This is a genomic window from Rhizobium sp. CFBP 13726 (assembly GCF_014841925.1).
GTDB lineage: Bacteria > Pseudomonadota > Alphaproteobacteria > Rhizobiales > Rhizobiaceae > Neorhizobium > Neorhizobium soli.
Map to the genome: position 1 here is coordinate 184,676 of NZ_JACYUU010000001.1, position 20,815 is coordinate 205,490.

The 20,815-nt window shown below is 61.5% G+C and carries 20 protein-coding genes and 1 pseudogene; 14 read left to right on the top strand and 7 right to left on the bottom strand.

Annotated features, from left to right (window positions below):
• Positions 1-10: 10 nt before the first annotated feature.
• The 9 genes from IFT66_RS00860 to IFT66_RS00900 all read left to right on the top strand — a co-directional run bounded on the left by IFT66_RS00860 (position 11) and on the right by IFT66_RS00900 (position 6,102).
• Positions 11-655 (top strand): cytochrome c oxidase assembly protein, encoded by a 645-nt coding sequence (locus tag IFT66_RS00860; protein WP_113109604.1) that lies wholly within the window; start codon positions 11-13, stop codon positions 653-655.
• 62 nt (positions 656-717) lie between these two features.
• Positions 718-1,593 (top strand): cytochrome c oxidase subunit 3, encoded by an 876-nt coding sequence (locus tag IFT66_RS00865; RefSeq protein ID WP_092661475.1) that lies wholly within the window; start codon positions 718-720, stop codon positions 1,591-1,593.
• An 81-nt stretch (positions 1,594-1,674) separates the two neighbouring features.
• Positions 1,675-2,025 carry a type II toxin-antitoxin system RelE/ParE family toxin gene (locus IFT66_RS00870; protein ID WP_192076539.1) on the top strand — a complete coding sequence of 117 codons (351 nt, stop codon included), beginning with the start codon at positions 1,675-1,677 and terminating at the stop codon, positions 2,023-2,025.
• Positions 2,022-2,315 (top strand): helix-turn-helix domain-containing protein, encoded by a 294-nt coding sequence (locus IFT66_RS00875; protein ID WP_062453624.1) that lies wholly within the window; start codon positions 2,022-2,024, stop codon positions 2,313-2,315. Before IFT66_RS00870 ends, IFT66_RS00875 begins: the two co-directional genes overlap by 4 nt.
• A gap of 10 nt (positions 2,316-2,325) precedes the next feature.
• Entirely contained in the window at positions 2,326-3,093 is a 768-nt protein-coding gene (locus IFT66_RS00880) for an SURF1 family protein (protein ID WP_249406360.1), read from the top strand.
• Between the two features lie 71 nt (positions 3,094-3,164).
• Entirely contained in the window at positions 3,165-4,190 is a 1,026-nt protein-coding gene (gene ispH, locus IFT66_RS00885; RefSeq protein WP_062453623.1) for a 4-hydroxy-3-methylbut-2-enyl diphosphate reductase, read from the top strand.
• A 79-nt stretch (positions 4,191-4,269) separates the two neighbouring features.
• The gene (locus IFT66_RS00890) at positions 4,270-5,235 is read left to right on the top strand and encodes a homoserine kinase (RefSeq protein WP_062579444.1); all 966 of its coding nucleotides are present in this window, start codon (positions 4,270-4,272) and stop codon (positions 5,233-5,235) included.
• Positions 5,229-5,672, top strand: coding sequence for a ribonuclease HI (gene rnhA / locus IFT66_RS00895; protein WP_244474026.1), 444 nt, complete (start codon positions 5,229-5,231; stop codon positions 5,670-5,672). The genes IFT66_RS00890 and rnhA overlap by 7 nt, the downstream gene beginning before the upstream one ends.
• A gap of 121 nt (positions 5,673-5,793) precedes the next feature.
• Positions 5,794-6,102, top strand: coding sequence for a Dabb family protein (locus IFT66_RS00900; protein WP_192076541.1), 309 nt, complete (start codon positions 5,794-5,796; stop codon positions 6,100-6,102).
• Between the two features lie 96 nt (positions 6,103-6,198).
• Here IFT66_RS00900 and IFT66_RS00905 read toward each other — a convergent pair whose 3' ends face one another.
• Entirely contained in the window at positions 6,199-6,684 is a 486-nt protein-coding gene (locus IFT66_RS00905) for a peroxiredoxin (protein WP_062453618.1), read from the bottom strand.
• An 84-nt stretch (positions 6,685-6,768) separates the two neighbouring features.
• Complete coding sequence (locus IFT66_RS00910) at positions 6,769-7,611, bottom strand: protein-disulfide reductase DsbD domain-containing protein (RefSeq protein ID WP_249406321.1); 843 nt, start codon at positions 7,609-7,611, stop codon at positions 6,769-6,771.
• Between the two features lie 280 nt (positions 7,612-7,891).
• Here IFT66_RS00910 and IFT66_RS00915 point away from each other — a divergent pair, with 280 nt between their 5' ends.
• From IFT66_RS00915 to IFT66_RS00925, 3 genes are all read left to right on the top strand, one after another.
• Positions 7,892-8,521, top strand: coding sequence for a YqgE/AlgH family protein (locus tag IFT66_RS00915; protein ID WP_062579450.1), 630 nt, complete (start codon positions 7,892-7,894; stop codon positions 8,519-8,521).
• Positions 8,522-8,624: 103 nt separating this feature from the next.
• On the top strand, positions 8,625-8,816 hold the full coding sequence (locus IFT66_RS00920; RefSeq protein WP_062453615.1) for a CsbD family protein: 192 nt from the start codon (positions 8,625-8,627) through the stop codon (positions 8,814-8,816).
• Between the two features lie 111 nt (positions 8,817-8,927).
• Positions 8,928-10,079: a zinc-binding metallopeptidase family protein gene (locus IFT66_RS00925; RefSeq protein WP_192076543.1), complete on the top strand. Its 1,152-nt coding sequence runs from the start codon at positions 8,928-8,930 to the stop codon at positions 10,077-10,079.
• Between the two features lie 96 nt (positions 10,080-10,175).
• Here the strand turns inward: IFT66_RS00925 and IFT66_RS00930 are convergent.
• The 4 genes and pseudogenes from IFT66_RS00930 to thrC form a co-directional block, all read right to left on the bottom strand.
• A pseudogene (locus IFT66_RS00930) lies at positions 10,176-12,989 on the bottom strand (EAL domain-containing protein); the annotation flags it as partial.
• Between the two features lie 95 nt (positions 12,990-13,084).
• On the bottom strand, positions 13,085-13,696 hold the full coding sequence (locus tag IFT66_RS00935; RefSeq protein ID WP_062453614.1) for a GNAT family N-acetyltransferase: 612 nt from the start codon (positions 13,694-13,696) through the stop codon (positions 13,085-13,087).
• Positions 13,697-13,732: 36 nt separating this feature from the next.
• Positions 13,733-15,031, bottom strand: a complete 1,299-nt coding sequence (locus IFT66_RS00940; protein WP_192077106.1) for a M16 family metallopeptidase — start codon at positions 15,029-15,031, stop codon at positions 13,733-13,735.
• A 41-nt stretch (positions 15,032-15,072) separates the two neighbouring features.
• Positions 15,073-16,467, bottom strand: coding sequence for a threonine synthase (gene thrC / locus IFT66_RS00945; protein WP_062453612.1), 1,395 nt, complete (start codon positions 16,465-16,467; stop codon positions 15,073-15,075).
• A gap of 149 nt (positions 16,468-16,616) precedes the next feature.
• Between thrC and IFT66_RS00950 the strand changes: the two genes are divergently transcribed.
• Positions 16,617-17,174: a hypothetical protein gene (locus IFT66_RS00950; RefSeq protein ID WP_062453611.1), complete on the top strand. Its 558-nt coding sequence runs from the start codon at positions 16,617-16,619 to the stop codon at positions 17,172-17,174.
• A gap of 126 nt (positions 17,175-17,300) precedes the next feature.
• Positions 17,301-20,093 (top strand): autotransporter outer membrane beta-barrel domain-containing protein, encoded by a 2,793-nt coding sequence (locus tag IFT66_RS00955; RefSeq protein ID WP_192076544.1) that lies wholly within the window; start codon positions 17,301-17,303, stop codon positions 20,091-20,093.
• A 1-nt stretch (position 20,094) separates the two neighbouring features.
• On the opposite strand, the gene IFT66_RS00960 is transcribed toward IFT66_RS00955, so the two are convergent.
• Entirely contained in the window at positions 20,095-20,781 is a 687-nt protein-coding gene (locus IFT66_RS00960) for an HAD family hydrolase (protein WP_192076545.1), read from the bottom strand.
• Between the last annotated feature and the right edge of the window lie 34 nt (positions 20,782-20,815).

The window sequence follows — 20,815 nt, forward strand, 5'->3', positions numbered from 1 at the left end:
GAGGAGGCACATGGGAGGAGAGGTTCACGGGAATGGTCAGGGCAACGCCCAACGGCCGGGCCATGGTCAGGCAAAGCGGGTCAGCAATGCCGCGATCTTTGCCGGCTGCGCTGTGTTCGTCACCTGCATGGTGGGCGCCGCCTATGCGTCCGTACCGCTCTACCGCCTCTTCTGTCAGGTCACCGGCTATAACGGCACCACCCAGCGCAGCGAGCAATATTCCGATACGATCCTCGAGAAGACCATCAAGGTCACGTTCGACGCCAATGTGTCGCCCGGCCTGAACTGGGATTTCAAGCCGTCGAAACCGGTGGAACTGAAGATCGGCGAAACCGGCCAGGTGTCGTTTACCGCCAAGAACCGTTCGCCGGTGGCGACGACTGGAACCGCGGTCTTCAACGTCACCCCCATGGAGGCGGCGGTCTATTTCAACAAGGTCCAGTGCTTCTGCTTCACCGAGCAGACGCTGCAGCCGGGCCAGACGATCGATATGCCGGTCGTCTTCTTCGTCGATCCGGAGATCGTCAAGGCGAACGAGACGAAGAACATCAAGACCATTACCCTGTCCTACACCTTCTATCCGGGGAAAGAGCCGCCACCGAAGCCGGTTGCGGCCTTGCGGAATGAAGTGCAGGATAAGGGCAGTAAGCTCTAGAAATGGCCCGTCGTTTTTGGCGGGTGGAACACTTGCGGTAAGCACCCTTGGGAGGGGCAGGCATGGCAGAAGCGCACCAGAAGAACCACGATTATCACATTATCGACCCCAGCCCTTGGCCGCTTCTCGCCTCGATCGGCGCCTTCGTCATGGCGTTCGGCGGCGTCGGATACATGCGCTACCTGAAGGGTTCGGAATTCCACATATTCGGAATGAACCTCGCGACACCGTGGGTCTTCTACATAGGTCTGGCGATCGTCATCTATGTGATGATCGGTTGGTGGTCGGATACAATCAAGGAAGGCAATGCGGGCGCCCATACGCGCGTCGTGTCGCTGCATCTGCGCTATGGCATGATCATGTTCATCGCGTCGGAGGTGATGTTCTTCGTCGCCTGGTTCTGGGCCTTCTTCGACGCAAGCCTTTATGCCAACGAGGCGATCCAGGCGTCCAGAACACAGGTTCTCGGCGGACAATGGCCGCCAAAGGGCATCGAGGTTCTCGATCCATGGCATCTGCCGCTCTATAACACGATCATCCTGCTGCTGTCAGGCACCTGCGTCACCTGGGCTCACCACGCGCTGTTGCACAACGATCGGAAGGGCCTCGTCACCGGCCTGTCACTGACAGTCGCACTCGGCGTGCTGTTCTCGTTCGTGCAGGCCTACGAATATGCCCACGCCCCGTTCGAATTCGCCAATTCGATCTATGGCGCCACGTTCTTCATGGCCACCGGCTTCCACGGTTTCCACGTTCTGGTCGGCACCATCTTCCTGCTGGTCTGCCTCATCAGAGCCATGAACGGCGGCTTCACCTCGGAAAAACACTTCGGCTTCGAAGCAGCCGCCTGGTACTGGCACTTCGTCGACGTCGTCTGGCTGTTCCTGTTCTTCTCCATCTACATCTGGGGCGGCTGGGGCGCACCGCTGGCGCATTGAGAACAAACGACACTTCGAAGGGCGGCCGATGCCGCCCTTTTTTGTTGCGAAAGTGTACCAAAATTGGTACAATGCGCCGTGATGACGGATTTGCCGAAAAAGATCGTCGGAAGGTTCTACGCGACCGCACACGGGCGCAGGCCGGTGCGCGATTGGCTGATGGATCTCACGAGAGAAGACAGGCGGCAGATCGGTATCGATATCCAAAGGGTCGAGTTTGGCTGGCCGTTGGGCATGCCCTATTGCCGCTCTCTCGGAAATGGACTGTGGGAAGTTCGGACCAACCTCTCCGGCGGGCGCATCGCACGGGTGATCTTTTTCATTCAAGAGGGTGAGATGATCCTTCTCCACGGCTTTGAAAAGAAGACCCAGAAGACACCGGCTCAGGATCTTGACCTCGCGCTGGCACGAAAACGGGATGTGGAACTATGACGGAGCAAAAGGGCTATATCGACAGGACAGAGACTTTCGACGATTTCCTTGAAGCCGATGGCCTGCTGGAGGAAACCGAGACGATTGCCCTGAAACAGGTGATTGCCGACCAGTTACGGGCGGCCATGCAACAGGAAGGCCTCACGAAGACTGCTATGGCCGAGCGGATGAATTCCAGCCGTCAGCAGCTTGATCGATTGCTCGACCCGAACAATCCCTCGGTTACCCTTCTGACGTTGCGCCGTGCTGCGACAGCTGTCGGCCGCAATCTCCGTATCGAGCTGGTCTAGCATGCATCAGTTGACCGAGCGACAGCCGGCCTCTTCAAGGCGCTCCCGCAGTCTTGTGCGCACCATCGCCACAATCACCCTCATCCTGGCCTCGCTCGCCATCCTCCTTGCTCTCGGCACCTGGCAGATGGAACGGCTGCACTGGAAGGAAGGCCTGCTCGCCGATATCGCCGAGCGGCGCAGCGCAGATCCCGTACCGCTGGCAGACATCGAGCGGATCGCGGCGGATGGCGGCGATATCGAATACCGCCGCGTCGCGCTTTCAGGCACGTCCGACCACACGAAAGAACGGCATTTCTTCGCCACGTTCCAAGGCCAGACTGGTTTCTACGTCTACACGCCGCTGATCCTTTCCGATGGCCGCGCAATCCTCGTCAATCGCGGTTTCATTCCCTACGAGATGAAGGAGGTTTCGACGCGCACCGCCGGCGAAGTTGCTGGCGAGCAGCGGCTGACCGGTTATGCCCGCAGCCGTCTGGCGCAAAAGCCATCCTCCATCGTGCCCGACAACGATATCGCCAAGAACATCTTCTTCTGGAAGGATCTCGACGTCATGGCGTCGTCATCAGGTCTCGATCCGGCCAAAACCCTGCCGTTCTTTGTCGATGTGGATGATCTGGTTCAAAATCCCGGCGGCTGGCCGAAGGGCGGCGTCACCCAGTTCGATCTCCCCAACAGCCACCTCCAATATGCCTTCACCTGGTACGGGCTGGCAGCAGCACTCGTGGCGGTCGTCATCGGCGCCTGGTGGCGCCGTGCCAAGCCTGCGACGCCATAGCCGTCACTTTTTTCTTGGCGAGGCGGAGCCGGCTCGCCTATATGGGGGCTGCAACGGCTCACGGAAGCGACATGAACATCCAGGTCACAAAACCGGCTCTCACGATCCGCCTCTGCGGTCCGCGCGGCTTTTGCGCCGGCGTCGATCGGGCAATCCAGATCGTCGTGCTGGCGCTGAAAGCCTATGGCGCGCCGGTCTATGTCCGCCACGAGATCGTCCACAACCGCTATGTCGTCGAGGGACTGGAAGCCAAGGGCGCCGTCTTCGTCGAGGAGCTGGACGAGATCCCGGCGGAGCATCGCCAACAGCCGGTGGTATTTTCCGCTCATGGCGTGCCGAAATCGGTGCCCGAGGATGCCCAGGCCCGCAATCTTTTCTATCTCGATGCCACATGCCCGCTCGTCTCAAAAGTCCACAAGCAGGCGATGCGCCACCAGCGGCTGGGCCGCCATGTGGTCCTGATCGGCCATGCTGGACATCCGGAAGTGATCGGCACAATGGGCCAGTTGCCGGAAGGCACGGTCTCGCTCGTCGACACGATCGCCGATGCCGAAGCCTATATCCCCGCCGATCCTGACAATCTCGGTTACGTTACCCAGACGACGCTGTCAGTGGATGATACGGCCGGTGTCATCGCCAAGCTGCAGGAACGCTTCCCGAACCTGACGGCACCCGCAGCCGACAGCATCTGCTACGCCACCACCAACCGCCAGGAAGCCGTCAAGGAAGCAGCACCCGGCTGCGATCTCTTCATCGTGGTCGGCGCACCGAACTCGTCGAACTCCAAGCGTCTCGTCGAAGTCGCTCTGCGGGCCGGCGCCAGACGCTCGATCCTGGTGCAGCGCGCCTCCGAGCTGAACTGGGATGAGATCGGCCAGATCCAGACGCTCGGCCTATCCGCCGGCGCCTCTGCCCCGGAAGTCATCGTCGACGAAATCATCGAAGCCTTCAAGCAGAGGTTTTCGGCCGAAATCGAGCTTGCGATCACCGCCGAGGAAACCGAAAACTTCCTCGTCAACCGCGAACTCCGCTCCGTCCCCCTCACCATCGAAGACATGGCCTGGGTCAACGGCGAGCGCCCTCTCTCCGCTGGATGAACCGCCTTCGCCCCTAGCGAAGCATCGGCCAAGCCGCTAGGAAGAGATCCAGCGCAACGATCATCAGCGGGACGAAATCTTGGCCGTCTATACCGATATCACCGAAATCGACCTGAACCGGTTCCTGGCCGAATATGATGTCGGGGAGCTCACGTCCTACAAGGGCATTGCCGAGGGCGTCGAGAACTCGAATTTCCTGCTCCACACCACACGTGATCCGCTGATCCTGACGCTGTATGAAAAACGCGTCGAGAAATCCGACCTGCCGTTCTTTCTGGGCCTGATGCAGCACCTGGCCGATCGGGGTCTGTCCTGCCCGCTGCCTTTGCCACGCCGCGACGGGCAGTTGCTAGGCGAACTCTCGACCCGGCCGGCGGCCCTCATCTCGTTTCTCGAGGGCATGTGGCTGAGACGGCCGGAGGCGAGGCACTGCCGCGAGGTCGGCAAGGCGCTGGCGCAGATGCATCTCGCCGGCGAAGGGTTTAAGATCAAGCGCCCCAATGCGCTGTCGCTCGATGGCTGGAAGGTCCTGTGGGAGAAATCCGCGGACCGCGCCGACGAGGTCGAAACGGGGCTGCAGGACGAGATCACCTCGGAACTGGAATTTCTCGCCGCCCATTGGCCGAAGGATCTGCCGGCGGGTGTCATCCATGCGGATCTGTTTCAGGACAACGTCTTCTTCCTCGGCGACGAACTTTCCGGCCTCATCGACTTCTACTTCGCCTGCAACGATCTCTTAGCCTACGACGTATCCATCTGCCTCAATGCCTGGTGCTTCGAAGCGGACGGCAGCTATAACGTTGAGAAGGGTATGGCGATGCTGGAAGGATATCGCAGCGTCCGGCCACTGTCTGATGCGGAGATCGCCGCATTGCCGGTGCTTGCCCGCGGCTCGGCCCTGCGCTTCTTTCTGACCCGCCTCTATGATTGGCTGACGACGCCCGAGGGCGCGCTGGTGGTCAAGAAGGATCCGCTCGAATACCTCCGCAAGCTGCGGTTCCACCGCGGCATTTCCTCTGCTGCAGATTATGGACTGACATCATGAAACAGGTCGACATTTTCACCGACGGCGCTTGTTCCGGCAATCCCGGCCCGGGTGGCTGGGGCGCCATCCTGCGTTACGGCGAAACCACCAAGGAACTGTCTGGCGGCGAGGCCGAAACGACCAACAACCGCATGGAACTCATGGCGGCCATCAGCGCCCTCAACGCGCTCAAGGACACGTGCGAGGTCGATCTTCACACCGACAGCAAATACGTGATGGACGGCATTTCCAAGTGGATCTTCGGCTGGAAGAAGAACGGCTGGAAGACGGCCGACAAGAAGCCCGTCAAGAACGGTGAGCTGTGGCAGCAGCTCGATGTCGCCAACCAGCGCCACAAGGTCAAATGGCACTGGGTCAAGGGCCATGCAGGCCATCCGGAAAACGAACGCGCCGACGAACTGGCCCGCACCGGCATGGCGCCTTTCAAGAGAAAGTAGCGGTTGCTCTTGGGGGTGGTTTGCAGCAAAGGTGCGAAGCGGTTTCCCGTCGGGCATAGCGTTGAAGCAGGCTCCACGACGATTTCGCGCCATACAGAACAGCCATAGGGTGGACCCACCGATGATCCTTCATTGCGTCTTCATGCGCTTCAAGACTGCATTGCAGCTGGCAGAGAAGCAGGAAATCTACGACGCCGTTCACGGCCTCAAAACGCTCATTCCCGGCATTGTCGATGTCAAGTCCGGCCCGAACGCCTCATCGGAAGGCCTGAACGGCGGCTTCCTCGACGGCTTCATCGTCACCTTCGACACGCTGGAAAGCCGTGACGCCTATCTCGTCCATCCCGACCATATTACCGTCGCCGAACGAATTGTCGCCGCATCCGATGGCGGCGTGTCGGGCCTGATGGTTTTCGATATGGCAGTGTAATGGTTCGAGGCGGGCTCTAGCCCCTCGCATCGTCTCATGCGCAATGGGAATGAGGGGCATGAGCCCCTCAAACGATCTCATGGAATACTAATTGACTTAGAGGCGTTCCAGCATCGCGTCGGCACCCGAGACGGTGGCCTGGCCAGGGCTTTCCTCGATGTCGAGTGACTTCACCACACCGTCCTCGACCAGCATCGCGTAGCGCTTGGAGCGCACGCCAAGCCCGCCGGCGGAAAGATCGGCATCAAGGCCCATCGCCTTGGTAAAGGCACCGTCCCAGTCGGCCAGAAAATGGATCTTGTCCATGCCGCCGGTCTGCTGTGCCCAGGCGCCCATTACATGCCAGTCGTTGACGGCAACGACGGCGATGTCGTCGACGCCCTTGGCAAGCAGCGCGTCGCGATTGTCGAGATAGCCGGGCAGGTGGTTCAGCGTGCAGGTGGGCGTGAAGGCGCCAGGTACCGCAAACAGCACGACCTTCTTGCCGGCAAACAGCGCGTCCGTCGAGATCTCGACCGGGCCGTCAGCAGTCTTTTCCTTGAAGGTGGCGCTGGGTAGTTTTTCACCGATGGCGATGGTCATGGGATCTCCTGTTTGCTTGAAGTTTGCCGTTCGGCGGAACTATAGGTCGCGGTCGGCAAGAGGCAAGCGAAGACGGGAGGGGTCTCAGTCGAAAACGATGGACGTCTCCATGGACCGACTGCCGCTGGTCGCCAGAATGCCCCACCGTTTGCCGCTGATGTCGTGATTGTCAGGCAATTTGCCCACCGGCATATCCAGCGTATAGGCATGACCCTGCCGCTTCGCATCGACGCTTTCGAACAGGACATGCCCCTCGGGACCGGTCACCACCACCTGCGGCGGCGCGGTCGCACTGTCCGGCAGCCGCAGCGTCAGCCGTAGAACCTTTCCGCCCTTCACCATCGCATAATCAGTCACGGCAAAATCGTTGGCCGGAGGCGAGGGGAGTGCGGCACTGGCGGCGTTGAGGATCATTGCCTCTTCCACCGGCGTGCCCCGGACCGCTTTCATCGGCAGAGAGAATTCGGCCTGGAAGGGTATGCAGATATTACGGCAAATGCCGATAAACGCGGAAACGTCGATGCTTGCTGCCCCCAACGGCAAGACCTGTGAGGCTTGCCCCGCCTTGGTCGGCTTGTCGAGCTTCAGCGCAAACGGAAATGCCACGGCGCGATCATAGCCGATGTCGGTCACGTCACCGTTGGTGATCAGCTTTGGAACCGGATAGGACATCGTCTGGGAGGTGATCCCGCTTTCGCGCGAAAATGTCAGTTGCGGCGGAATGCCCGCTTCACCCGGCTCTTTCCAATAGGTGATCCAGCCATCCTTCGGCTCGATCTGCAGAGCCCCGCGCACGGTTCCATCGGGCTCTGGAGGCATGGTGACGATCCGCATGCGGCCGCCCTCGTTGGTGGCCCAGGGCGTCATTTCCGCCAGAGCATCGGCCGCCGCCGTCTGCAATCCAAGGCAGATGGCAGCACCAAGCAACAGGTTTGCGGTTGTGGTTCGAATTGGGGTCAGGCTCCTCATCGCTCAGGGATTAACCGTTAAATGTTGAACGAACCAGCAGCGCTTTCGAAAAACAGGATCATTTTCCGTTGATCGCCGCGGTTCGTGCCCCATGTTTCAGGAACGCTGCTGTGAAGCAGCAGCCACGGCACGCTCTCACAACCAGGCGAGCCCGGCCTTCAAAGACAGTCAGTACAGACATTTCAAACGGCCGCAGTTTTGCTAGAATAGGTTTCAAAGCGCTGCAGGTGGAGGCATGATGGCTTTTTCGCTTCTCTCGGGTGCTCAGGACGACGGCGGCAAGGGCGGTCGCGAACGCGGCTTTCTTGACGGACAGTTCCTGATTGCGATGCCGAGCATGCAGGATACCAATTTCTCCCGCACGGTCATCTATGTCTGCGCCCATTCTCCGGCCGGCGCCATGGGGTTTATCATCAACCGCGCCCAGGAAATTTCCTTCACGGAAGTGTTGCGGCACCTCAAGCTCTTGGACGAGCACGAGATCATCGCTCTCCCGCACGAATGCCGTGAGTTCCCGATCCTGTCTGGAGGTCCGGTGGAAACCGGTCGCGGCTTCGTGCTGCATTCCGACGACTTCTCGAGCGAATCCTCCATTCCCGTCAGCGACGATATCTCGCTCACCGCCACGCTCGATATCATCCGCGCCATCTGTGACGGCAGGGGGCCATCACGCGCCACCATGCTGCTCGGTTACGCAGGCTGGGGTGCAGGACAGCTGGAGCGGGAGATTTCCAGCAACGGCTGGCTGAACTGCCCGGCCAGCGAAGATCTGATCTTCGGTACGACGCTGGAAGACAAGTACGAGCGCGCGCTCGCCTCGATGGGCGTGACGCCCGCAATGCTGTCCTCCGACGCCGGCCACGCCTGAATTTCTGAAATTCTTGAGCGATGCCGGAACGAACTGCCAAGGCTCGGAGTTCTCCTAGCGCAAGACATCGAAAACGATGCCGCTAAGCTCAAGGAGAAACACTATGGGTAGCACCAGCGATAAAATTTCCGGAATGGGCAATGAAGTCTCCGGTAAGGTCAAGCAGGCTGTCGGCGACATGACCGACAACCACGAGCTGGAAGCCAAGGGCGCTGCCCAGGAAGCCAAGGGCGAAGCCCAGCAGGCCAAGGGTAAGATCAAGGAAGCCGGCAAGGACATCGTTGATCGCGCCTAAGCGATCCGAATCCGCCAAATCCAGAAACCTGTTCCGGTCCTACCGGGGCAGGTTTTTTATCATCCAGAATTCAGTTCACCCCAACTTCCACTTCGTCTAGCGGATCTGTCCATGCGCCTCTTCGACTGCGATCACTGCGGCCAACCGGTTTATTTCGACAATCGCAACTGCGTCCACTGCGGTTACAAACTGGCTTTCGTTCCGGAAAAGCTTGCCATCATGGCTCTGGAGCAGGACGAGATGGTTTCGGGTCCCGACGCCCCCGTGGCGGACCCGACCTGGCACCTGTTCGGTGACCTCGACAGCAAGGTGAGGCTCTGTGCCAACAGCAGCCTGGATATCTGCAACTGGACGGTCGTTGCCGAGGACCCGAACCCGTTTTGCCCGGCTTGCCGGCACAACCGCCTGGTGCCTGACGCCTCGACCGAGGAGGGGCTCGACCAGTGGCGTCGCATCAGCCAGGCGCAGCGCCATCTGTTCTATTCGCTGATGAAATGGAACCTGCCGCGCACCAACCGCGAAGAAGATCCGCAGGGCGGCCTCGTCTTCGATTTCCTGATCGACGAGATCCAGCCGGATGGAACGGTGAAGCCCGCCATGACCGGCCACGAAGACGGCCTCATCGCCATCCGCGCTGCCGAAGCCGACGACGCGACGCGCGAGCAGATCCGAATATCCATGAACGAGCCTTATCGCACGATGCTTGGCCATTTCCGCCACGAGACCGGCCACTACATCTGGGACAATCTTATCCGCGACGGCGGCAGGACCGATGCATTCCGCGCCGTGTTCGGCGACGAGACGATGGATTATGCCGACGCGTTGCGCCGCAACTACGAAGAAGGCCCGCCGGTTGGCTGGCAACAGTCCTATATCAGCACCTATGCGAGCTCGCATCCGTGGGAGGATTTTGCCGAAACCTTCGCCCACTACATCCATATCGTCGATACGCTGGAAATGGCACGCGCCTACGGCCTGTCGATCGATCCGAGACGCCACGGCGAACTGGCGGCAGAAGTTGCTTTCCAGCCCTACGAGGCAGCGAGCGCCGAGCAGCTCGTTCGGGCGTGGATTCCGTTCAGCATGGCATTGAACAGCATCCACCGCGCCATGGGTGTGCCGGATCTCTATCCGTTCATCCTCGCCCCGGCGGTCACCACCAAGCTGCAGTTCATCCACGACATGATCCAGGAAAACCGCCGTCAGCATCCGGGCGCGACTTGGGAAGCCATGAGCGGCGCCGCGATGGCAACGGCTGTGTGATCAGGCTCTATGCAAGCGGACGGGCCTGACATCAGGCCTGTCGGGCTGCTCGTCTCCCTCATCCCCGCCACAAGGGCAGGATGAGAAAGTCGGAACTCAAGCCCGTTTCGTCAGCGGAAACCGTTCTTTCAGCAGTCGGCCAATCGCATCCGTCGTCGCCGGCGGGCCGAACAGGTAGCTCTGGCCGAAATGGCAGCCCATCTTGGCAAGTTCCGCCGCGTCTTCGTCGGTCTGAATACCCTCAGCCACCACGTCCATCTCGAGCGCCCGCGCCATGGCGATGACCGAGCGCAGCAGCACTGCGCGCTTGTCGGTTGCATCGCGCACCAGCGACTGGTCGAGCTTGATCGTGTCGAACGGGAACTGCGTGAGATAGCCGAGCGAAGAGTATCCGGTACCGAAGTCGTCGAGCGCGAGGCTGAGGCCGGTCTCTTTGAGCTTGGCCAGAACAAGACGTGCCTGTTCCGGGTTCTCCATCATCAGAGACTCCGTCAGCTCCAGCTTGAGCTGGCCCGGCGCCACCTGCGTCCGCTGCAACAGCGCCCGGACGTCATTGTAGAGATCGGCGTTCAGGAGCTGCGCACTCGAGACGTTGACGGATACGAAGATCGGCAGCGAACCGGTTTGTGCCTGCCAGGACGTGAGGTCTGAGGCCGCCCGTTCCATCGCAAAGAGGCCGAGAGGGCCGATCAGGTCCGACATTTCGGCGATCGGAATGAATTCGGAGGGCGGAATGCTGCCGCGTTTGGGATGTTCCCAACGCATCAGCGCTTCGAAGCCGGCAATCTCGCCATCCACAAGCCGGATGATCGGCTGGTATGCGAGTGTCAGTTCGCGTCGCTCGATGGCGCGGCGAAGGTCGGTTTCGATCTGCAGACGATCGGTACCGGTCGAGCGGAATGCCGGACGGAACGGTTCGACGCGATTGCCGCCGGCGCGCTTGGCCCGGTACATCGCCAGTTCCGCATCGGCGAGAAGTCCCGGGGCGCTTTCCTGCTGATCTACCCAGGAGGCTAGGCCGATCGAGGCGGTGAGGACGATCTCGCGATTGGCGAAGTTGATCGGCACCATGATTGCCTTGGACACCGCATCGGCGAAATCCGCGACCTTGCCCGGGTCCCGCTCGGACACAAGGATGAGGCCGAACTGGTCGCCGGCAAGCCGTGCCAGCGTATCCTGTGGCTTCAAGAGACGACGCAGGCGCCGCGTCAGCGCGATCAGAATGTTGTCGCCTGCGGCAATTCCAAGCGAGTCGTTGACCTGCTTGTAGCGGTCGATATCGATCGCCATGACGGTTGGGCGCAGATGCCCGTCGCCGGGTGCCAGCGTCAGTACCGATTGCAGACGGTCGAGGAATACCTGGCGGTTCGGCAACCCGGTCAGGTTGTCATGCATCGCGTCCTGCAGCAGACGCTCGATCGAGTTCTTCTGCTCGGTCACATCGATGACGGTGCCGACGCAGCGGATGATTTCGCCGTTTGAGCCGAGCACCGGCCGTGCGCGGATCTGCAGCCAGTGGAAATGCCCGTCTTCTGCGCGAATCCGGAATTCGTGGTTCAACCGGCCGCGGCGATGTTCCAGAAGCACGTCCAGCGTGGCGCGGAACCGGTCGCGGTCATCGGGATGAAGCCGCGGCAGCCAGTTGCGCACCGGCCCGTGCATGGAGCCTTGCTCGAGGCCAAGCCGCGTCGAGATGTCGGGCGTAGTCACCACGCGGTCGCGCGCCACATCCCAGTCCCACACGGTGTCGCCCGAACCGGTCAGCGCCAGCGACTGCCGCTCCAGATCGGAAAACAGACCCTGCTGGTAGGCGCCGCCGGCAAAGGCGTGCTGCATCACGGTAAAGCCGATCAGAAGCACGATCAGAACCAGTCCGCCGCCAAGCGCCGGCTGCACGATGTCGTTGTCGAGCTGGCCGGTGACAGTCAGCCATCCCCCGAACAGCCAGACCAGCAGCAGCGCCCAGGTCGGAACCAGAAGAATGGCGCGGTCATAGCGGTTGAAGCCGAGATAGACGATCAGGAGGATGCCGACAGTGCCGGTCAGCGCAAACGAAAGCCGCGCGATACCGGATGCAACGGATGGGTCGTAGATCGCCACACCGCCGAGGAGCACGAGGCCGGCCACCCAGGCAAGCGTCGCATAGCCCAGATGCACGTGCCAGCGATTGAGGTTGAGATAGGTAAACAGAAAGATGACGAGCGACGAGGCAAGCGCCACTTCGGCTGCGGCACGCCATATTCGCTCGTCGGACGATGTCACGCTGATGAGCTTATCGAGAAACCCGAAGTCGACGCAGATATAGGCAAGCACCGCCCAGGCAAGGGCTGCCGCCGCCGGCAGCATGGATGTTCCCTTGACCACGAACAGGATGGTCAGGAACACCGCAAGCAGACCGGCAATGCCGAGCACGATGCCCTTGTAGAGCGTGAACGAGTTGACCGAATCTTTGTAGGCATCCGGCTGCCAGAGATAGATCTGCGGCAGCGCCGGCGTCGAAAGCTCGGCGACGAAGGTGATCGTGGCGCCCGGATTGAGCGTGATGCGGAACACGTCGGCATCGGGGCTGGCAATGCGGTCGAGCGCAAACCCTTCCGATGGCGTGATCGAGATGATGCGCTGCGAGCCGAGATCCGGCCAGAAAACCTTGGAATTCACGAGCCGGAAGTGCGGCGCGACGATCACCCGCTCCAGCTGCTCTTCCGAAACGTTGGAGAGCGCGAAAACGGCCCAGTCGCCTTGGTGCGACGGCGAAGACGCGCGCACCTCGATGCGGCGACGGATGCCGTCGGCAGCAGCGGCCGTGGACACCTGAAAGGCCTCGCCCTGGTTGGCGTAGATGTCGGTGGTGCGGGTGAGATCGAGCGCGGTATCGTCGCGCGAGATTTTCACGGGCTCGGCTGCATGCGCAAACGTCGCCGCCGCAACAAACATCAGCACAGCGGAAACAATACGCAAGAGCGACGGCAGGTGCGGCATGGCCGAGAAACTCATGTGACGCAGCATCATGTGTTCAGCATTTTCGCAAATTCACCATCTTCTGGCAGTCGGGAGAAAATCACGTGGTCGCGCCACTCGCCATTGATCTTGAGATATTTCCGCAAAAGACCTTCCCGCTCGAATCCGGCCTTTTCGAGAAGCCGGATGCTTTTCCAATTGTCCGGAATACAGGCTGCCTCGATCCGGTGCAACTGAAGTCCGCCGTAGATGTAGGGGATAGCCATCTCCAATGCGGCCAACATATGGCCTTGGCCCGAATGTTTCTCGCCCATCCAGTAGCCGACCATGCAGCTTTGCGACGCGCCGCGGCGGATATGGCCGATCGTCAGGCCCCCCAAAAGCTCCATCGTGTCGCGGCGGAAAAGCAGCATCGGCATGGCAACGCCTGACGCATGTTCCTGGGTGGCGCGCACCACGCGAGCGCGAAACGCCGATTCCGTCAGCTCGTCAGGGCGCCAGGTCGGCTCCCACGGCTGCAGGAACGCCCGGCTTTGCGACCGCAGCGTCATCCAGGCCTTGTAGTCGGCATAAAGCGGCAGGCGCATGATGTGGCGCTCGCCTGAGATCTCCGGTGTGTCCGGATGTCGCGATAGGAACCGAAACACGGACTTGGCCATGGTGCTTGTGTGCTCCGGGCAGGGCAGGCGGCTTGATCAGCCGGCCGCCTTTTTGGTTGTCACGCCTGGTGAGGAAAGCGACGCCGCGATCTCTTCCATCGACGGCAGTTGTGCGATCGGCCCAACCGCCGAAAGCGTAGGCACCGTGTCGAAGAACAGACGTCCGGCAAGATCGGTCAGCCGCTGGGTGGTGATCCCCTCCAGCCGTTCCATCATCTCGTCATTGGGGATCGGCTTGCCGTAGAGCATCATCTGGCGGGCGATCTGGCCGGCGCGGGCGGCAGGGCTTTCCTGGCCCATCAGAAGCTGGGCACGGATCTGCGCACGTGCCCGGTCGATTTCCGCCTGATGGATCGTCTCGGACGCCTTGCGCAGCTCTTCGACGACGACAGGCACGAGGTTCGGCAGCTCGTCGCCGTTGGTCGCCGCATGGACGCCGAAAATGCCCGTATCGGAAAAGCCCCAATGGAATGCGTAGACGGAGTAACAGAGGCCCCGGCGCTCGCGCACTTCCTGGAACAGCCGCGAGGACATGCCGCCGCCGAGAATGTTGGCAAGGATCTGCGAGCAGTAGAAGTCCCGCTGGTGATAGGCCTTGCCCTCGAAGCCGATCAGCAGCTGGGCATCCATCAGGTCGCGGTCTTCGCGGGTGTCGCCGCCGATATAATGGGCGGGCTCGAGGACGGGCGTCGCACTCGGCATGGTCGGCAGGCTTGCGAACCGCTCCTCGACCTGCTTGCAAAACACCTGGTGATCTACAGCGCCGGCCGCGACGATGAACATCCGGTCGGTCGTATAATTGCGCGAAAGATAGCCGCGGATCTGCGGCGGCGTGAACCCTTTTACCGTCTCCGGCGTGCCGAGAATGGCGCGCCCGATCGTCTGGCCGCGATAGGCGACTTCGGAAAAGCGGTCGAACACCACGTCGTCGGGCGTGTCGTTGGCCGCGCCGATTTCCTGCAGGATGACGTGCTTTTCGCGGCGCAGCTCTTCCTCGTCGAATTCCGATTCCGTCAGGATATCGGCAAGGATATCGACCGCGAGCGGCACGTGGTCCTTCAGAACCCTTGCGTAATAGGATGTGGTTTCGGTCGAGGTCGCGGCATTGAGTTCGCCGCCGACATCCTCGATCTGCTCGGCGATATCGCGGGCGGTCCGCCTCGCCGTACCCTTGAACGCCATGTGCTCGAGAAGATGCGCGATGCCGTGCTCGTTCTCGGTCTCGTTGCGGGCTCCGGACTTGATCCACACACCGAGCGCGACGCTCTCCAGGTGTGGCATGGTCTCGGTCACGACTGTGAGCCCGGAGGGGAGCCGGGTGATTTCAACATTCATATTCACGTCTTCGCGTCTTTCCGGCACTGCCGATAACTGGCTCAGTTTGCCCGTGCGTGGTCGCCGATGAATGTTTCAACGGCCTTCAGCTCGGCGTCCAGCGTATCGAAGCGCTCCTCCCTGTGCATCAGATCAGCGAGCCATGATGGAAGTGCCGGATCAATTCCGCAAGCGGATTTTACCGCCGCCGGGAATTTGGCGGGGTGCGCCGTGGCCAATGTCACCATCGGGCTGCCGGGTCGCGCGTTCTTCTGAGCCACGAAAACACCGGTCGCCGTATGCGGGTCGAGCAGGTATCCGGTGGCTTCCAGCGTCTCACGGATTGTCTCGGCAACCTGCTCCTGCGTGGCGCGGCCGGCGCGGAATTCGCGCTTGATCGCCTTCAGCGCTTCCGGCTTGATCTCGAACGCACCCGATTGCTTCAGGCTCGCCATGGATGAGCGCACGGCGCTCGGATCGCGGCCATAGGCTTCAAACAGAAGCCGCTCGAAATTCGACGAGATCTGGATATCCATCGACGGCGACGTGGTCGCCATCACGCCCTGCATCTCGTAGCGCCCGGTCTTCAGCGTGCGGGCAAGAATGTCGTTGTCATTGGTGGCGATCACCAGCCGGTCGATCGGCAGGCCCATTTTCTTGGCCACGTAGCCCGCGAAAATATCGCCGAAATTGCCGGTTGGCACCGTGAACGATACCTTGCGATCCGGTCCACCGAGCGAAACAGCGGCGGTGAAATAATACACGACCTGCGCCATGATGCGGGCCCAGTTGATCGAGTTGACGCCCGAAAGCTTCACCCGGTCGCGGAAGGCGACATCGTTGAACATCTCTTTCACGATGTTCTGGCAGTCGTCGAAATTGCCCTTGAGCGCCACCGCATGCACGTTGGATGCGGTCGACGAGGTCATCTGGCGCTGCTGCACCGGCGATACCTTGCCTTCGGGAAAGAGGATGAAGATGTCGGTCCGGTCGCGCCCGGCAAAGGCATCGATTGCCGCACCGCCCGTATCGCCCGATGTCGCGCCGACGATCGTCGCGCGCTCGCCGCGCTCGGCCAGAACATGATCCATCAGCCGCGCCAGCAGCTGCATCGCCACATCCTTGAAGGCAAGCGTCGTGCCGTGGAAAAGCTCGAGAACGAAATCGTTCGGGCCGGTCTGCACGAGCGGTACGACCGCCGGATGACGGAAGGTCGCATAGGCCTCGTTGATCATGGTCTTCAGCTTGTCGTCCGGAATTTCCCCGTCGACAAAATGCTTGAGGATCTCGAAAGCCACTTCCGCATAGGACTTTCCGCGCAGATTGCGGATGTCCCGCTTGGACAGCTGCGGCCAGTGGCGCGGCAGGTAAAGACCACCGTCGCGGGCAAGGCCGGCCAGCAGTGCATCACGAAAGCCGAGAGCGGGCGCTTCGCCCCGGGTAGAAATGTAGTCCACGACCGATAATCCCCAATCGATTTTTATTCGCGCCGCTGGTATAGACGATTGAAATCTGCGGTGAAAGACTGGAAAACGGCGCTGCGTTACGCCATGAGCATGTTTGGCGCGGCAAGCCGGTCAAAAGGGATGGAACAAGGTTGAGTATTGTGTTTGGCAAGATTTCCCATGGTCTCGTAACGGTATCCCTCCTGACGGCGCTCGCCGGCTGCAACTCGTCCTCTCCGGCGGGTGGCCTTGCGCCGACGGCACAGGCTGAAACCCCGGCGGTGGTGCAGGCCTATTGCCCGCAGGTCGTTCTGCGCGAACAGACGGCGATACGCCAGGAATACGCACGCGGCGGTCAGGATGATCCGCAGAAGCTTGTCTACCAGGCATCGCTGGCCGACGCGACGCGTCAGTGCACGGCAAACGAAACGACGATGACCATCAATGTCGTCGTCCAGGGCCGCCTCGTCGACGGACCTGTTGGCGCGCCGGGCCGCGTGACCCTGCCAATCCTGGTCGAGGTCGTCGATGGCGACAACACGATCTACTCGCAAAAGGTCGCCTATCCGGTCGATCTTCCGGCCGGCGGCACGCAGTTCATCTTCCAGAAGGCGGATGTGCAGATCCCGAACGCGCAGGGCGGCGCATCGCGCTTCACCCGCGTCCGCGTCGGTTTCGACAATGGCGCACCCGGCAAGAAGCCCGCACGCCGCAGCTAAGCCTGCGGCCACTCCGGTCGGGCGCTGACGGCGCCCGTTTAATCTTCGGTTAACCATAAATCCGTACCCAGTATGTGAAGATCGTCAAGGGCGCGTCGCCCACGACCATTCGAGACAGGGTTTGGGATGATTGCTCCAGCTATCGTGGCGGACGCGAAGCGGCGTCTGCGGCTTTGCACCGCTATCGTCACGCTGGCAGCGCTTGCGCCCGGTGGCGCATCGGCGCAATCGGTCTGGATCGGAGCCTCCGACAACGATTTCGCAAACGGCGCGAACTGGACAACGGCACCGGATGCCCCCGGCGCATCGGACGCAGCCTCGATCGGCTCCGGCGCCCCGACCGTCGCAACCGATGCCACCGTCGACACGCTCGCGGTGTCCGGCGGCACGCTCCACGTCGATGCAGATCTGACAGCGACGAGCGGCACGACCCTGTTCGACATGGGCCGCATGGAGATCTCGGAAAGCGGCACGCTGTCATCAGACGTCACGATGTCCGGCGGCTCCATCAGTAACTCGGGAACGCTCTCCGGCGACCTTGCATCTTCGGGTGGCGAGATCGTCAACGACGGCACGATCGACGGCAAAACGAAGCTGTCCGGTGATGCGCAGATGACCAACAATTTCGTCGTCACCGATGTCGATGTCGAAGCGACGGCCCGGTTCGTCAACAATTCCGGCGCAACGGCCGGTGCCGTCACCAATGCGGGCACCACCTCCAACGCCGGAACGATCGCGTCGCTCACCAATACCGGCGGATCCTTCACCAACAACGATGGCGGCACGGTCACCGGCGATACGGTGGTCTCGGGCGGCACCGTCACCAACAACTTCGTCGTCACAGACGTCGATGTCGCTGAAACAGCCAGTTTCGTCAACAATTCCGGCGCTTCGGCGGCAGCCGTCACCAACGCGGGCACGGCGTCCAATGCCGGCACTGTCGAATCGCTTGCCAATACCGGCGGCAGCTTTACCAACAACGGCACCATTTCAGGCGCAACGTCACTCGAGGGCGGCACGCTCACCAACAATTTCGTGGTGACGACGGTCGATGTCGCGGCGGCTGCGATCTTCGTCAACAATTCAGGTGCGACGGCCGGCGACGTCTCCAATGCCGGCAACGCCTCGAACGCCGGAACGATCTCCTCACTCACCAATACCGGCGGCACCTTCACCAACAACGACGGCGGCGAAATCACCGGAAGCACCACCGTGACAGGCGGCACGGTCACCAACAATTTCGTCGTCACCGACGTGGATGTCGCGGCTTCCGCCAGCTTCGTCAACAATTCCGGCGCGGTCGCCGGCGATGTCTCGAACGCCGGCACCTCATCCAACGACGGCACCATCGCTTCGCTGACCAACACCGGTGGCAGCTTTTCCAACACCGGCGAGATCAGCGGCGATGCGACGGTCACAGGAGGAACGCTCGTCAACGACGGCACGATCGGCGGCGCGATCGATATCGGCACGGATGGCATGCTGTCAGGCACAGGCGAGATCGGTGGCCTTACCGTCAGCGACGGCGGCACTCTGTCGCCTGGCCCCGGTATCGCAACGCTTGCCGTCAACGGCGACGTCACCTTCGAGGCAGGCTCGACCTATCAGGTGGAAACGCAAGCGGACGGCACGTCCGACAGCCTAGCCGCCACCGGGTCCGTCACGATCGAAGGCGGCACGGTCGAGGTTCTCGCAGGCAGCGGCCCCTATTCACCTGCTACGACCTACACGATCATCACAGGCGAAAGCGTCGCCGGTGCCTTCGACGACGTCACCACCGATCTCGCCTTCCTGTCGCCCATCCTTGCCTATGGCGCCGACGATGTGACGCTCAGCCTCTACCGCAATGATGTCGATTTCGCCGATGTCGCGAACACCGCCAACACGCGCGCAACAGCTACAGCGGTCCAGTCGCTCGGCACCGAAAACGACGTCTTCCTCGGCGTTCTCCAGCAAAACGCCGATGGCGCACGCGATGCCTTCTCGCAGCTTGGCGGCGAGATCCACGCCTCGTTGAAAACCCAGCTTTTGAGCGACAGCCGGCTCGTCCGGGACGCAATCGTCGACCGGGTGAACGGTGCCGTCCCGATCCGCTCATCGGCCGATGGTGCGACCAGCTTCTGGGCGACCGGCATCGCGGCATCAGGGCAATTGCGCAGCGACGGCAACGCGTCCGCCATCGACAGCCACGCGGCGGGATTGATCGCGGGCTTCGACGGGCAGGCCTCCGATCACTGGCGGCTCGGCGGATTGTTCGGCTACAGCAATGCCTCTGCGGCTAGCGAGGCGGACTGGGAGAGCTATGATGCCGGGCTCTACGCCGCCGCAGAATGGGGTGACGTTGCCCTCACATCCGGCGCGGTCTATTCGGAAAACCGGATCTCCACGTCGCGCAGCGTCGACTTCGGCACGTTCACGGATGATCTTCAAGCCGATTACAGAGGCGCCACCCGCCAGCTGTTTACCGACCTGTCCTGGAAGATGACGGCAGGTCCGGTCACGCTGCAACCCTTCGCGAGCCTCGCCTATATCAATCTCGACACGGATGGTTTTCGCGAAAAGGGCGGGGCGGCCGCTCTGACCGGCAATGGCGAAACCGACAATATCGCCCTTTCCACATTCGGCCTTCGCTGGTCGGCGCAAATGCCCGTCGAGGACCTGCCGCTCACCGTGTCAGGCATGCTCGGCTGGCGTCATGTAATGGGCGACCTGACGCCCGCATCCCGGCTCGCCTTTGCCAGCGGCGGCAGTCCGTTCATGCTGGAAGGCGTGGCTTTGCCGCGCGACACGGCCGTCGTCGAAGCCTCCGTCACGGCGCAGGTGTCGAAATCCGCGCGGCTGAGGCTCAGCTATTCCGGCGAATTTGCCCATTCGCTGACGAGCCATACCGCGAAGGCCAGCCTCGCGGTGCAGTTCTAGATTAGATCCCGCCCCATTCACCGAGGGCTGCAATCACCGCCGGCAGGTCGCTCATGCGCGAAATCACCGTTTCGGCACCGGCATCCGTCAGCCGGTCGGCATGGCTCGGATAGGTATGCGATGCGCCGGTAAAGCCCACCACCCGCATGCCGGCCGTGCGTGCGCCATGGACGCCATGGGTGGAATCCTCGATCACCAGGCACCTGTCAGGCTCAACGCCGAACTGCTTTGCCCCATGCAGGAAGATGTCCGGCTTCGGCTTCACGCGGTCGGGACCGAGGTCCTTGGCGGAATAGATATGGTTTTCGAAATAGGGCTTCAGCCCCACCTTGGTCAGCATCATGTCCAGCCGCTGGCTCGAGGAGTTCGAGCAGATGCAGCGCTGCGTGGTCAGCCGCGCCAGCGCGAACTTGACGCCCTCGATGATCTTGACGCTGCGCTCCAGCCGCTGGTCGAGCAGCTTTTCCGATTTGTCGAGCAGCGAAGCCGACAGCGGAATATCCGCTTCCTGTTCCACCTGCAGAAGAATGTTCTTCCAGGTCATGCCGGCAAAGCGCTCGCCCATTTCCTCGACGCTGATCGGATAGCCCGCTTCCGTCAGCAGCCGGGATTCGACCTGCGCCGCGATGATTTCGGAATCGACGAGCACGCCGTCGCAATCGAAGATGATGAGGTCGAAGCCGCTCATGATGGATACTCTTTGATGAAAGAAGGTGAGGGCG